Here is a 13545-nt window from a genome sequence, read left to right on the forward strand (position 1 = left end):
AGCTGCCATGCTGAGTAGAACCGCCTCGGACCTGTACTGGATGTCGCGCTACCTGGAGCGCGCGGAAAACCTCGCACGGATGCTCGACGTCAGCTATTCGTTGTCACTGATGCCCCAGGACGGGCGTGGCGACGGCCTGCACGAGCTGGCCATGCCATTGCTGATCACCGGCACGCTGGATGATTACCTGGAGCGACACGGTGAGCTGCACGCCGAACGCCTGCTGCATTTCTTTGCCCTGGAAGCAGCCAACCCGGCCAGTATCTACAGCTGCCTCGGCGCCGCGCGAGCCAGTGCCCACGCGGTACGTGGGCGAATCACCGCCGACATGTGGGAGAACATCAACGCCACCTGGCTGGAAATTCGCGGTATCGCCGAGCAAGGCTTGAATCGCTACGGCATGAGCCGTTTCTGTGAGTGGATCAAGGAGCGATCCCACCTGTTTCGCGGTGCAACCTACGGCACCATCATGCGCAACGACGCGTTCCGCTTCATTCGCCTGGGGACCTTCATCGAAAGGGCCGACAACACCCTGCGCTTGCTCGACGCCCGCTACGAAATGGCCGGTGACCAGGCCGACACGGTCAGCGATGGCACGGCCCACGCGTATTACCAATGGAGCGCCTTGTTGCGGGCCTTGTCGTCCTTCGAGGCCTACACCGAGATCTACCGTGACGCCCCGGGCTCTCGCCATGTGGCTGAGTTGCTGCTGTTGCGCGCCGATGTGCCGCGTTCGCTGCGCGCCTGTACCGAAGAAATCAACCAGATCCTCGCGAGCCTGCCGGGCACCAACGGTCGGCAGGCACAACGGTTGGCGGCGGAAATGGACGCACGCCTGCGCTACACCGGCATCAATGAAATCCTCGACGGGGGCCTGCATGCCTGGCTCACCGAATTCATCCCACTGGTCCGTGAACTGGGCAATGCCATTCACAGTTCCTACCTGGAGGTCATATGAGACTCTCGATCAGCCATGAAACGGCCTACCACTATGAAGATCAGGTGCGCGCCAGCATCCAGTACCTGCGCCTGACGCCCCACGACAGCGAACGCCAGCATGTGCTGAGCTGGCAGCTGGATTTGCCACGGCCGGTGCGGGCGCAGCTGGACCCGTTCGGCAACATCCTTCACGTACTGACCCTGGACGAACCCCACGAAACGGTCATCATCGGCGCCCGCGGACAGGTGGATATCGATCCGTCGCGTGAAGCCGAGCACGAGAGCCAGTCAGCGCTGCCGTTCCTGCGCTTCACCCGGTTGACCGAGGCGGACGAGGCCCTTCGAACCTTCGCCGCGCAGCAGTGCCAGCAGCGTCGCGATCGCACGGCGCTGATCGACCTGATGCACGGGCTGAACCAGCACATGATCTACACCCCCGGCACCACTGAGGTGGAGACCAGTGCGGCCCAGGCTTTCGCCGGTCGTAGCGGGGTGTGCCAGGATCACACCCACGCCTTCCTCGCCTGCGCCCGCAGCCTGGGGGTGCCGGCGCGGTATGTCTCGGGGTATCTGTTCAGCGAAGAGAGCGAACACCTGGCAAGCCATGCCTGGGCGGAGGCCTGGCTTGACGACGCCTGGTACAGCTTTGACGTGACCAACCAACTGGCCCGTCCGGAGCGACACCTGAAGCTGGCTGTGGGCCTGGATTACCTGGATGCCTGCCCGGTGCGTGGCATGCGCCGCGGCGGCGGTTGCGAGCAGATGCATGCCAAGCTGGTCGTGACACCGGCGCCGGTAATCACGGTGCAACAACAATAACTGGCGACTCATTCAATGTGGCGAGGGGATTTATCCCCTCACAGAGGTCATATGTGCCGCATACGCAGGCCTACTGGCCCTGCGGTGTTTTACGTCCGGCCATATGCTTCAAGTAACCCACCAGCAAATCCAGCTCCGAATCCGGCAGCACCGCTGCCGAGAACCCGGGCATCTTGCCCTGGGGCCAGTGACGCATCGCTTGCGGGTCGCGAATGTAGCGCTTGAGGAAATCCCCGGAGAAGTATTCGGTCGGGTTGAAAGGAATGTTCAGGTCAGGGCCGAACTGAGCGTCGCCTGCGCCATTGAGCCGATGACACGCCAGGCAGTTTTTCTGGAACAGCTCGAAACCTTTATTGACCGGGTCGTCCTTGGCCAGGTTGGGCGCCGGGAGCAGCGCCGGGAAACGTTCGGCCACGGCCGGAAGACGCTTGATGGTCGCCACTGCGTAGGGCCATTGCTCCGGGCTGATGTGACCCGCCTGCGGATCGGTCCAGACCAGGTAGAAAGGCCCGGCGCTGTGCTTGCCTTCCCCCAGCGACGGCCAGGGCTTGGCCGGGTCCTCGATCGCCAGCCAGGCCCGGGCCCCACTCTTGTTGAGTAACGGTGCCGCGGGCATTTCGGCAGCGAAGCCATCCAGGGCAACGGCTTGTAGATGGTCGTCCGCTTGGACGCCCGTCAACAGTGCCGTCAGCGGTACGGCTCGATAGCTCATCGGTTTCTTGTAGGAAACGTCATCAGCGATCCGGACCGTTTGAGCGTCCGGGTGCTTGAGCAGTTCTTCGGTTTGCCAGGTGCGCGTGCTCGCGCCCAACTCCAGCACCAGTTGCGCGGCGTAAAGGGGCGTGCTGAGCAGCAGCGCCCCGAACACAATAAGAGCTTTCAAGTCGATCGCCTTCCATGTCGAGGGGTGCGGCAAAGGTTGGCACAGCCATCGCGGCTCGAACAGAGAACCCGTCACATTTTTTGGCGACACAACTCATGAATGATGCGGATGCCCTCGCGCAGGACTCAGCCAATCACCTTGGTGATATTCGGCAAAATCAACAGCAGCGTCGTGGCAAAGAGAATGAGTCCGGCTTGGCGAACTTTCGAATGTTTGAACATGGCTGACCCGCCTTTATTGTTATTTCCTAGAAGCCAGCCTGCATATCCATGGCGGCTGGCGTTGCACTTCCTGTTCGACAAGCGCCTCGGCAAAACCCGACGACTTTCTTGTACAAGGATTACATTAGGGGCCGCGGCGGCCTTGGCTTAGATCCAATTCATATCAGCTGGGTGCAGGTTGCTCTAAAAAAGCTATGAGGCCTATTGCCATCTTCCTGCCGGCCCTTTTGCTAGACAGCTTGCCCTCCTGAATCGGTTAACCCGATAGCTCGCTACCGTTCGTCTGAGCGTGGCCGTCAACACCATTGAGCGCTGTGGTCATTGAATCCGGTGCCGCTGGGCTTATGGTTGAAGGCATCGCATTACTCCGTGCTTTCGAGGACGTCATGACCCAAGCTTTGATTTTCGACGCAGTACGCACGCCCCGTGGCAAGGGCAAGGCCGATGGCGCCTTGCACAGCGTCAAGCCGGTGAACCTGATGGGTGGTTTGCTCAGCGCCTTGCAGCAGCGCATGGACCTGGACACCCGCCAGGTCGATGACATCGTGCTCGGTTGCGTGACCCCGGTGGGTGAACAGGGGGCCGATATCGCCAAGACCGCTGCGCTGGTGGCCAACTGGGATGTCAGCGTGGCGGGCGTGCAGCTCAATCGGTTTTGCGCCTCGGGCCTGGAGGCGGTGAACCTGGCGGCCATGAAGGTGCGTTCCGGGTTCGAAGACCTGGTGGTGGCCGGCGGCGTCGAGTCCATGTCCCGGGTGCCCATGGGCAGCGATGGCGGTGCTTGGGCGCTGGACCCGCAATCCAACCTGCACGGTCACTTCGTTCCCCAGGGCATCGGCGCCGATCTGATCGCCACGCTGGAAGGCTTCAGCCGTGAGGATGTCGACGGTTATGCGCTGCATTCCCAGCAAAAAGCGGCGCGCGCCCGGGCTGACGGTTCGTTCAATAAATCCCTGGTCGCGGTGCGGGACCAGAATGGCATCGTGCTGCTTGACCACGACGAATTCATCCGCGCCGACTCCACGCTCGAAGGCCTGGGCAAGCTCAAGCCGAGTTTCGAAGCCATGGGCCAGATGGGCTTCGATGGCACGGCGTTGAGCGTCTACAGCCATGTCGAACGAATCCATCACGTGCACACGCCGGGCAACAGTTCCGGCATCGTCGACGGTGCGGCGCTGATGTTGATCGGTTCCGAAGCCAAGGGGCGCGCCATGGGCCTGCAACCCCGGGCGCGAATCGTCGCCACCGCTGTCACCAGTACCGACCCGACCATCATGCTCACCGGCCCGGCGCCGGCTACCCGCAAGGCCCTGGCCAAGGCCGGGTTGCGGGTGGAGGACATCGACCTGTTCGAAGTCAACGAAGCCTTCGCCTCGGTGGTGCTCAAATTCATCAAGGACATGGCTATAGACCCCGCCAAGGTCAACGTCAACGGTGGCTCTATCGCCATGGGACATCCCTTGGGCGCCACGGGGTGCGCAATCCTTGGCACGTTGCTCGACGAATTGGAGGTGCGTCGCCTGCGCTATGGCCTGGCAACCCTCTGTGTCGGCGGCGGCATGGGCATTGCCACCGTTATCGAACGCCTCTGAGCCTCGACTTCAAGGAACACGTTTTCATGACCGATGCCATTCGTTACGAAACCGGCCAGGACCGGATCGTCGTCCTGACCCTGGACATGCCGGGCCAGAGCGCCAACACCATGAACGCGGTGTACCGTGAGGCCATGGCCGCCTGCGTCGCCCGTTTGCAGGCCGAAAAGGACTCGATTGCCGGTGTGATCATCACCTCGGCCAAGCACACCTTCTTCGCGGGCGGTGACCTCAATGAATTGATCACGGTCGGCAAGCCCGAGGCCAAGGCTTTCTACGACATGGTCCTGCTGCTCAAGGCCCAACTGCGTGCCTTGGAGACCTTGGGCAAGCCCGTGGTGGCGGCTATCAATGGCGCGGCCCTCGGCGGTGGTTGGGAAATCTGCCTGGCCTGCCATCATCGCGTGGCCCTGGACTTGCCGTCGGTGCAGCTCGGTTTGCCGGAGGTCACGCTCGGCCTGTTGCCAGGTGGTGGTGGGGTGGTGCGGATGGTACGCCTGCTCGGTTTGGAAAAGGCCTTGCCGTATCTGCTCGAGGGCAAGAAGGTCAATGCGCAACAAGCGCTGCAGGCCGGTTTGATTGATGAGCTGGCGAAGGATCGTGACGAACTGCTGGCCAAATCCCGAGCCTGGATTCTTGCCAACCCCAGCGTCATCCAACCCTGGGATGCAAAGGGCTATCGACTGCCGGGCGGCACGCCGTCCGACCCGAAAGTTGCGCAAATGCTGGCAATCGCCCCTTCGATCCTGCGAAACAAGACCCAGGGTTGCCTGCCAGCACCGGAGAAAATCCTCTGCGCAGCGGTGGAGGGCGCCCAGGTTGATTTCGACACCGCGCACCTGATCGAAACCCGCTACTTCACCGAATTGACCACCGGCCAGGTGGCGAAGAACCTGATCGGCACCTTCTGGTTCCAGCTCAACGAGATCAAGGCTGGAGGCTCTCGCCCACAAGGCTTTGCGCCTTATCTGACGAAAAAAGTCGGCGTGCTCGGCGCGGGCATGATGGGGTCGGGTATCGCCTATGTCAGCGCCTTGGCTGGCATTGCCGTGGTACTCAAGGATGTCGATCTGGCTGCGGCCGAGAAGGGCAAGGCCCGTTCGGCGGCGTTGCTGGATAAAAAGGTCGCCCGCGGCCAACTCAGCGCCGAGCAGCGCGAAGCCACGCTGGCGCGAATTCACCCCACCGACAGCAACGCGGACCTGGCCGGCTGCGACCTGATCATCGAAGCGGTGTTTGAAGATCGCGCCCTGAAAGCCAGCGTGTCGGCCGCCGCCCAGGCGGTGGTGGGCGTTGATGCGGTGATCGCTTCCAACACCTCGACTTTGCCCATCACCGGCCTGGCCATGGCTGTGCCGGACCCGACGAAGTTCATCGGCCTGCACTTCTTCAGCCCGGTGGAAAAAATGCCCCTGGTGGAGATCATCAAGGGCGCGCGCACCAGTGACGCGACCCTGGCCCGGGGTTTTGATTTTGTCCTGCAGATCAACAAGACGCCGATTGTGGTCAACGACAGTCGCGGTTTCTTTACGTCCCGGGTCTTTGCCAGCTTTACCAATGAGGGCATCGCCATGCTCGGCGAGGGCGTGAGTGCACCAATGATCGAGACCGAAGCGCGCAAGGCCGGGATGCCGGTCGGGCCTTTGGCGATCTCCGACGAAGTTTCCCTCAGCCTGATGAACCATGTCCGCGCGCAAACTGCCAAGGACCTGCGCGCAGAAGGGAAAACGCCGATTGAGCACCCGGCGTTCGCCGTGATCGACTTGCTGCTCAACGAATACAAGCGACCGGGCAAGGCCGTTGGCGCCGGTTTCTATGAATACCCGGCCAATGGGCAAAAGTACCTGTGGCCGTCGCTCAAAAGCCGCTTCGAGAAAGCCGACGGGCAGATTTCCCCGCAGGATATCCGTGATCGCCTGCTGTTCATCCAGGCCCTGGAAACCGTGCGCTGCGTGGAGGAGGGGGTGCTGACTTCGACGGCTGACGCCAACGTCGGCTCGATCTTCGGAATCGGCTTCGCCGCCTGGACTGGTGGTGCGCTGCAGTTCATCAATCAATATGGCCTGCAAGACTTTGTCGGTCGCGCCCAGTATCTGGCCGAGCAATACGGCGAGCGTTTCTCACCACCGGCCTTGTTGTTGGGGAAAGCCTCCCGCCACGAACTGTTCTGACAGACCCGGGAAGGGGCTTGCCTTGGGACCGTGTTTCAGGGCAGGCTCTGGTGTGTGCAGTATTCCCATCATCGTGTCAGGTATTTTTTATGTCGCTACGCATCTGCATTCTGGAAACCGATATCCTGCGTCCGGAACTGGTCGACCAATATCAGGGTTACGGGCAGATGTTCCAGCGCCTGTTTTCGCAGCAGCCCATCGCGGCCGAATTCGTCGTTTACAACGTGATGGAGGGGCATTACCCCAGCGATGACGAGCAGTTCGACGCTTATCTGGTGACCGGCAGCAAGGCGGATTCCTTCGGTACCGACCCTTGGATTCAAACCCTCAAGACCTACCTGCTGGAGCGTTACCAGCGCGGCGATAAATTGCTCGGTGTGTGCTTTGGTCACCAACTGTTGGCGTTGTTGCTGGGTGGTAAGACCGAGCGTGCCACCCAAGGCTGGGGCGTCGGCACCCATCGCTACACACTCGCCGCCAAGGCACCTTGGATGAGCCCGGTGATGGAAGAGCTGACCTTGCTGATCAGTCATCAGGACCAGGTCACTGAACTGCCCGAAAGCGCGACCGTCATCGCCTCCAGCGATTTCTGCCCGTTTGCCGCCTACCACATCAACGACCAGGTGCTGTGCTTCCAGGGCCACCCGGAATTCATCCATGATTATTCCCGGGCCTTGCTGGAGATTCGCCAGCAGCACCTCGGCGAGCAGATCTATAGCCAGGGCGTGGCGAGCCTTGCCCACGAGCACCACGGCACCACGGTGGCGGAGTGGATGATGCGTTTCGTTGCTCACAAGCCGCAGGCCGAAGCCACCCAAGGCTGAAGATCACCACTCATGTGGGAGCGAGCTTGCTCCCACAGTTATTTCGGATTGGGGTTTACGAGCCCCTGTGGGAGCGAGCTTGCTCGCGATGAATACCACACAAACCCCAGCGAAGAACGCCCGTCTACAACCACCCCGATCGCTTGAAGCTCAACCACAGCGACGAGCATCCCACCGCAATAACCCCCAGCACCGCGAAATACCCGTATTGCCAACTCAACTCCGGCATGTCCTGGAAGTTCATCCCATAGATCCCGGCCACGGCCGTGGGAAACGCCAGGATCGCCGCCCAGGCCGCGAACTTGCGCTGCACCACGCTCTGGCGCGACGCTTCGAGCAGCACGCCGACTTCGATGGTCTGGCTGGCGATGTCGGCCAGGGTCGCGAGGTCTTCCATTTGCCGCGTGACATGAATCTGCACATCGCGGAAATACGGGCTCATGTTCTTGTCGATGAAGGGGAAGTCGAGCCGCTGCAATTCTTCGCTGATCTCCACCATCGGTGCCGCATAGCGACGCAGGCGCAACACGTCGCGGCGCAAGCTGTGCAGGTTCTGGATATCCCGCTCGTTCAGGGAGCTGCACAGGACGTTGCGCTCCAGCTCATCGATTTCGGTGTGAATGGCTTCCCCCATGGGTTGGTAGTTTTCAATCACGAAATCAAGGATGGCGTAGAGGACGAAATCTTCCCCGTGTTTCAGCAAAAGCGGACGCGCCTCACAGCGTTGCCGGACGTGGGCGTAGGACGCTGAGTGGCCGTTGCGAGCCGTGATGATGTAGCCCTTGCCAGCAAAGATATGGGTTTCGATGAACTGCAGCTTGCCGTCCTTGCGTATCGGTGAATACGTGACGATAAACAGCGCATCGCCAAAGGTCTCCAGCTTGGGGCGGCTGTGTTTCTCCATGGCGTCTTCGATCGCCAATTCGTGCAGGTTGAATTGACGCTGCAGGTTGGTCAGCTCCAGGGCGCTGGGCTCTTCGAGACCGATCCACACAAAATGACCAGGTTTGGCAGCCCAGGCGCTGCCTTCGTCGAGGGTGATATTGGTGACTTTCTTACCGGCGCTGTAGACCGCAGCAGCAACGACTCTACCCATAGTGGTGGTTCACTTCTTATTGGAAAATGGCAGTGGCAAGGCAACGTCCAGCTTAGCGCGCCCTGTAGCTTGAGAGTCAGCAAAATCTGCGGAGTTCGGCGGTAAAAGAAAACCCGCCGAGGGGCGGGTTTGCCATTCAAGCGGCTTGTAGCTGGCGGTCCATTGTCGCGATGCACTCGCGCATCTGTTCACGGCATTGGGCAATGAGCCGGGGCATATCCTCCATGCTCAATCCGGCCGTAGGAATCGCCGGCAATGAACGTATGAGAATGTCACCGCTGCGCCAGCGATTGAGGCGCATGTGCTTGATGTAGCTGCTCACGCACACCGGAACAATCGGCACCCCGGCGGCTATTGCCATCTGGAAGGCGCCTTTCTTGAACGGCAGCAGGTCCTCACCCAGATTACGCGTGCCCTCCGGGAAAACCCAGATCGAGGTCTCCTCGTGCTGCAAGGTATGGGTGGTGGTCAGCATCGACTTTCGTGCCTTGATCGCGTTGCCGCGGTCGATCAACACGTTGCCCGCCAGCCAGAACAATTGCCCGAACAGCGGCACCCATTTCAGGCTCTTCTTGCCGATGCACACGGTACGGCGCGGCACCACGTTGCCGAACATGAACAGGTCATAGTTGGATTGGTGGTTGGCGATGATGACGCAGCCGTTGGGCTTATTCACCAGCGTGTCGACTTGCGTCCGTACCCGCAGGCGCAAAATGCACATCGCCGGCAGTGCGTAAAACCGTGCGCATAAACGGCTATTGTCCGGGTTGAACGGCCGGCACAGGCCCAGAATCACCCCGAGCACGCCAGCCAATACAAAATGCAGGCCCATCAACAACATACGCAATACGAACAGCATCTACAGGCCCCATCGGGACAAAAGGTGGCGCAGTGTACGGATGTGCACTGTTTTCGGCAATTGCCCCTATAGATGTGGGATATGGACGATGTTTAAGCGCATGTTGCGAAATAACGCGACAGAAGCGGCGTAGAGCGGTTGTGGATTTTTAAACGACGCGCGTAGGAAAAAGCCCAGCTCGGGGGAGGGCTGCATCTGTGGCGAGGGAGCTTGCTCCGGCTGGGCCGTAGGAGCTGTCGAGCGGCGCGAGGCTGCGATCTTTCCATTACCCATTGGGTCTGGAGCGAAAGATCAAAAGATCGCAGCCTCGCTCCGCTCGACAGCTCCTACAAGCCTTAGCCCAAGTGCTCCTGATCCAGCAGAATCGCACTGTCCAGCGTTTCCAGCAGGGCCTTGCGCACTTTCAGCTTGGTGTTCTTGTGGGCGGACATGTTGATTTTCTTCAACTGACGCGCCGCTTCCAGGGCCGCGCCCTGCAGTTCTTCGGCCGACACCACCTTGTCGAGGAAACCGGCATCCACCGCGCCCTGTGGATTGAACATCTCGGCATTGATCACCGAGCGATGAAACGCCGACTTGCGCAGGCGATCACGGGCAAGTTCGATACCGGCGTGGTGCATGGTCATGCCGATCTGCACTTCGTTCAGGCCGATGCTGAACGGCCCTTCCACACCAATGCGATAGTCCGCCGAGAGCAGCAGGAACGCACCCTTGGCCACCGCATGCCCTGGACAAGCGACAACGACAGGGAAGGGGTGCGACAACAGGCGACGGGCCAGGGTCGAGCCAGCTGTGACAAGGCTCACTGCTTCCTTGGGACCGGCGGTCATCACCTTCAGATCGTAACCTCCTGACAAAATCCCCGGTTGCCCGGTAATGATCACCACCGCCCGATCCGCCGTCGCCTGGTCCAGCGCAGCGTTGAACGCGGCAATCACATCCGGCGAGATGGCATTGACCTTACCGTTGTTCAAGGTCAGGGTCGCGATACCGTCTTCGAGATGGTAGGCAATCAAGTCGCTCATGACGCTATTCCTTGTAAGAGAAGTGACGCAGACGTTACCCACCGCCGCAGGCCAGGTAAAGCGCCGTGACTGACTCACCGGTCAGCCCCAGGCCCTGTAAACAGCCTGACCCGCCCATCCCGCTTCGCCTTCATCGATAGAGCAGCGCCCGCATAGCCCCGAAGATTGGCCGGTTTGCCATGCCCGGGTGCGTTTGAAATGCCCAACCAAGCTTAACCGCATGAAAATTCTGAAAAAAACCTTTGCCATCGGAAAAGCTTTCGACTACATTAGCGCGCCTCGACAGACTGAACAGTTTGTCGAGATACGGTGAAGTGTCCGAGTGGCTTAAGGAGCACGCCTGGAAAGTGTGTATACAGGAAACTGTATCGAGAGTTCGAATCTCTCCTTCACCGCCACATTTTGCAAACACAAACCCCTGATTTTCCTAGAGAAAGTCGGGGGTTTGTGGTTTTTGGTGTCTGGAAAAGGGTGATATGGGACCAAGATGGGAATTCAGATGCCTTCGGGGTTAATGTAATTGGTCTGAACTCTACGTCCTGCAGGTCAGGCTTACCTTGCTAGGCTGCGGCGTCGATCTGCTGCGGTCCTCGGGACGGGGCGTTTCCATCCTAAGGCTATCGAAGTGGCAACATCAGCGTAATAGGTGAAAGCCCTGGGCAGGGTATAAATCCTGCGTGCTTGGCGTAAAAATCCGACAGACGCTGGTCGAGTGGGTGGACAATCATTGCAGTAGAGCCGATGGTTTCAGACGCGATAATTGTTCGTTCAACCGCATCTTGAAGCAAACCGATAGCGAAGCCCCGGCCCTGTGCTGCCTCAGTGATGCCCATGCGCCCCAACAAGGTCACTGGGTGCACAATTGGGGAATTACGCTGACGGCTTTTCGGAACGACATTCTCCCGAGCGATCGATCCACTCGATAGGGTGTAATAGCCCATGACGACCATTGTGTCCTTGCGACAGACAACGTACACAACGGCTTGCTTGGCGGCTTGTGCTTTACGTGCTGTTTTTTGAAGATAATCGTTGATCGATGCCGTGCCTGAATCGAATTCGTCCAGGATATGGTCGTCGTTCAGCTTTTCTGGAGCCCTCAGCTCCACGGTTTGGGCCTTTCGAGAAGTTGAAGTAGGCATTTGTTACCTCGGATCGGATTGGCTTCCATGGCCTGCTCAAATGCGTCAAATGCTGCGTCGTCGAGAAGGAACAGCCGCTTATCAAGGATGACTTCCTCTGCTCTCTGACAAGCAGCTTCCAAGATAAAGCTGGTCCGATCACGACCGGACATGGCAGCGGCCAGATCGATCAGGTTCCGCTTTTTTTCATCCGCCCTCATGTTGATGGGAACGGGCTTGGATTTTTCGATTTTTTCGATAGTTACGGTCATGTTGATTCCGCCTTGGAATGCCTCAGTGCTTCGCTTAATGTGATCAGTCGTGGAACGATCTAAGTCGGCTTCGCGGTTAACGCTACATCAGCGTATAGCTATTGTCTATACGCGTATATCGTTTGGCTACACTGTTTGCATCCTTGGCAACCTTACCCAACCCACTCCGCGACCTCGTACCCACAGCGTTTCCGGGCACCCGAAGCCTCCGCAAGGTTGGCCGCATCCAGTCCGACGCAAAACTCATCTCATCCCATCCGTTCGGGTGAGCGACGAATCAGGTGATACGCGGCCAGCGCTAAAGGTGCGAATTTCCTAACCTTGACTCCTCCACCAACATGACTTTGCCCACATGTAGCCATGCTACAAAAAGGCCCGTTCAACCCGTGGAAAAACACTGATGTCACCGCTCTCCAATGGCAGACCCTCCAATCGATTCGGCCTGTTTTGCTTCGCCAGCTTCCTTCTGTCCATTTCTTATGGCGCCACTTTCCTGGTCTCGCTGCTGGTGTCCTCCTTGGGGGAACTGAGCGTGATGCAGGGCAAGTCTTTGCCGTTGCCATGACCAGTACCCTGGTCGCGGTGGTCGCCTCGGGGCATTTGATGCAGCGTATAGGCGCTGCGCTGTGCATGGCCCTTGGCGCTGTGTTCCTGGTCATTGCATCCATGGGGTTTGCGCTGCTATCGGGCCTGGGTATTGGTTTGTTGGCCTGCGGTTTGATGCTGGGGATCGGGTGGGGACTGTTTTACACGGTTGGGCCCATCATGGTCGCAGCGATGGTCGAGCCAGCCAGGCGGACTCATTGCTTCGCGCTTTTGTCGGGCAGCATGTTGACGGGGATCGGCAGCGGCCCTCTCGCTGGCAAATTGGCCAGCTCCGTTGGGCTACCGATACAGACGGCTTTTTTCTGTGCTGGCGTCGCGGCATTGCTGGGTGGTTTGTATTTTTGGTGGTTGAGAACGGGCTTCGCCGAGTTGGAGCGCCGGTCTGGCGATAAGGCTCGGATGGGGCTGAGATCGGCGACGGATGTGCTGCGCTCACGTTCAGCGTTGTCCATTTTGATGGTGGGACTGGGAGGCGCGATCTTCGGCGGCCTGGGCAGTTTCCAGACCAGTTATGCAGCCAGTCAGGGGCTTGACTACTCTCTGTTTTTCGTCGGTTTCATGGGGGCGGCCATCGCTTGTCGGTTGCTGATTGCCGGGTGGGTGGTCAGCCGTGACCCTTTCGCGACTTCTTGCCTGTTGACCACGCTGATGTTGGTCGCCGTGACGGGGTTCGGTGTGTGGGTCCATGACAGTCTGAGTTATGGGTTGACCGCTGCCTTGCTTGGGGTCGGTTATGGTCTCAACTATTCGGTCATTAATGGCTTGGCTGCCAACGAGGCGCCACCTGGACTGACCGCACAAGCACTGCTGCCTTTCAGCCTGTCCTACTTCATTGGCGTATTCGGGTTTCCCTTTGTCGCCGGCAAGCTTATCAGCAGCATGGGCGTGAACGGGATGCTGCTCAGTGTCGGATTGATCGCTCTGTTTGCCTGGGCCTTGAGTGTTAGTCGCTGGCTGGCCGGGCGATTCTGGAAACCTGTATCCCTCTCGGAATGAAGCACATCCACAAATGTGCCTCATTGAAAGTAGGCATTTCGTGTGACTCGTACCCTCTAATCGCGCCAGCGACTTATTACCAGACAGCATCAGGCAAACGCGCAACAGTATCGAGCAACAGCGT

11 protein-coding genes, 1 tRNA gene and 1 pseudogene are annotated in these 13545 nt (G+C 59.4%); 7 read left to right on the top strand and 6 right to left on the bottom strand.

Annotated features, from left to right (window positions below; all coding sequences use genetic code 11):
• Window positions 1-7: 7 nt before the first annotated feature.
• Together KI237_RS09635 and KI237_RS09640 are read left to right on the top strand one after the other, a co-directional pair.
• Entirely contained in the window at window positions 8-958 is a 951-nt protein-coding gene (locus KI237_RS09635; RefSeq protein ID WP_212799615.1) for an alpha-E domain-containing protein, read from the top strand.
• The gene (locus KI237_RS09640; RefSeq protein WP_212799616.1) at window positions 955-1758 is read left to right on the top strand and encodes a transglutaminase family protein; all 804 of its coding nucleotides are present in this window, start codon (window positions 955-957) and stop codon (window positions 1756-1758) included. Before KI237_RS09635 ends, KI237_RS09640 begins: the two co-directional genes overlap by 4 nt.
• A 70-nt stretch (window positions 1759-1828) precedes the next feature.
• Here the strand turns inward: KI237_RS09640 and KI237_RS09645 are convergent, their stop codons facing one another.
• Complete coding sequence (locus KI237_RS09645; RefSeq protein WP_212799617.1) at window positions 1829-2641, bottom strand: c-type cytochrome; 813 nt, start codon at window positions 2639-2641, stop codon at window positions 1829-1831.
• A gap of 607 nt (window positions 2642-3248) precedes the next feature.
• Between KI237_RS09645 and KI237_RS09650 the strand changes: the two genes are divergently transcribed.
• The 3 genes from KI237_RS09650 (at window position 3249) to KI237_RS09660 (ending at window position 7449) form a co-directional block, all read left to right on the top strand.
• Entirely contained in the window at window positions 3249-4454 is a 1206-nt protein-coding gene (locus tag KI237_RS09650; RefSeq protein ID WP_212799618.1) for an acetyl-CoA C-acetyltransferase, read from the top strand.
• 26 nt (window positions 4455-4480) lie between these two features.
• Entirely contained in the window at window positions 4481-6625 is a 2145-nt protein-coding gene (locus tag KI237_RS09655) for a 3-hydroxyacyl-CoA dehydrogenase NAD-binding domain-containing protein (protein ID WP_212799619.1), read from the top strand.
• Between the two features lie 89 nt (window positions 6626-6714).
• Complete coding sequence (locus KI237_RS09660) at window positions 6715-7449, top strand: amidotransferase (RefSeq protein ID WP_212799620.1); 735 nt, start codon at window positions 6715-6717, stop codon at window positions 7447-7449.
• 124 nt (window positions 7450-7573) lie between these two features.
• Here KI237_RS09660 and KI237_RS09665 read toward each other — a convergent pair whose 3' ends face one another.
• From KI237_RS09665 to KI237_RS09675, 3 genes are all read right to left on the bottom strand, one after another.
• Entirely contained in the window at window positions 7574-8545 is a 972-nt protein-coding gene (locus KI237_RS09665; protein WP_212799621.1) for a magnesium and cobalt transport protein CorA, read from the bottom strand.
• A 136-nt stretch (window positions 8546-8681) separates the two neighbouring features.
• Window positions 8682-9404, bottom strand: coding sequence for a 1-acylglycerol-3-phosphate O-acyltransferase (locus tag KI237_RS09670; RefSeq protein WP_212799622.1), 723 nt, complete (start codon window positions 9402-9404; stop codon window positions 8682-8684).
• Window positions 9405-9739: 335 nt separating this feature from the next.
• Window positions 9740-10429: a crotonase/enoyl-CoA hydratase family protein gene (locus tag KI237_RS09675; protein ID WP_212799623.1), complete on the bottom strand. Its 690-nt coding sequence runs from the start codon at window positions 10427-10429 to the stop codon at window positions 9740-9742.
• 308 nt (window positions 10430-10737) lie between these two features.
• Here KI237_RS09675 and KI237_RS09680 point away from each other — a divergent pair.
• A tRNA-Ser gene (locus KI237_RS09680) sits at window positions 10738-10827 on the top strand.
• A gap of 219 nt (window positions 10828-11046) precedes the next feature.
• Here KI237_RS09680 and KI237_RS09685 read toward each other — a convergent pair.
• Both KI237_RS09685 and KI237_RS09690 read right to left on the bottom strand, forming a co-directional pair.
• Window positions 11047-11568 carry a hypothetical protein gene (locus KI237_RS09685; protein ID WP_212799624.1) on the bottom strand — a complete coding sequence of 174 codons (522 nt, stop codon included), beginning with the start codon at window positions 11566-11568 and terminating at the stop codon, window positions 11047-11049.
• The gene (locus KI237_RS09690; RefSeq protein ID WP_212799625.1) at window positions 11526-11819 is read right to left on the bottom strand and encodes a type II toxin-antitoxin system TacA family antitoxin; all 294 of its coding nucleotides are present in this window, start codon (window positions 11817-11819) and stop codon (window positions 11526-11528) included. The genes KI237_RS09685 and KI237_RS09690 overlap by 43 nt, the downstream gene beginning before the upstream one ends.
• A gap of 400 nt (window positions 11820-12219) precedes the next feature.
• On the opposite strand from KI237_RS09690, the pseudogene KI237_RS09695 reads away from it, so the two are divergent.
• Window positions 12220-13421 (top strand): annotated as a pseudogene (locus tag KI237_RS09695) (MFS transporter).
• Window positions 13422-13545: the final 124 nt, after the last annotated feature.

The organism is Pseudomonas sp. St316 (assembly GCF_018325905.1).
In the GTDB taxonomy this organism is placed as follows: Bacteria; Pseudomonadota; Gammaproteobacteria; order Pseudomonadales; family Pseudomonadaceae; genus Aquipseudomonas.

Excerpts from the sequence above, each read along its gene's own strand:
- KI237_RS09635 (WP_212799615.1), top strand. The coding sequence starts at position 8 with ATGCTGAGTAGAACCGCCTCGGACCTGTACTGGATGTCGCGCTACCTG.
- KI237_RS09640 (WP_212799616.1), top strand. The coding sequence starts at position 955 with ATGAGACTCTCGATCAGCCATGAAACGGCCTACCACTATGAAGATCAG.
- KI237_RS09650 (WP_212799618.1), top strand. The coding sequence starts at position 3,249 with ATGACCCAAGCTTTGATTTTCGACGCAGTACGCACGCCCCGTGGCAAG.
- KI237_RS09655 (WP_212799619.1), top strand. The coding sequence starts at position 4,481 with ATGACCGATGCCATTCGTTACGAAACCGGCCAGGACCGGATCGTCGTC.
- KI237_RS09660 (WP_212799620.1), top strand. The coding sequence starts at position 6,715 with ATGTCGCTACGCATCTGCATTCTGGAAACCGATATCCTGCGTCCGGAA.
- KI237_RS09665 (WP_212799621.1), bottom strand. The coding sequence starts at position 8,545 with ATGGGTAGAGTCGTTGCTGCTGCGGTCTACAGCGCCGGTAAGAAAGTC.
- KI237_RS09670 (WP_212799622.1), bottom strand. The coding sequence starts at position 9,404 with ATGCTGTTCGTATTGCGTATGTTGTTGATGGGCCTGCATTTTGTATTG.
- KI237_RS09675 (WP_212799623.1), bottom strand. The coding sequence starts at position 10,429 with ATGAGCGACTTGATTGCCTACCATCTCGAAGACGGTATCGCGACCCTG.
- KI237_RS09685 (WP_212799624.1), bottom strand. The coding sequence starts at position 11,568 with ATGCCTACTTCAACTTCTCGAAAGGCCCAAACCGTGGAGCTGAGGGCT.
- KI237_RS09690 (WP_212799625.1), bottom strand. The coding sequence starts at position 11,819 with ATGACCGTAACTATCGAAAAAATCGAAAAATCCAAGCCCGTTCCCATC.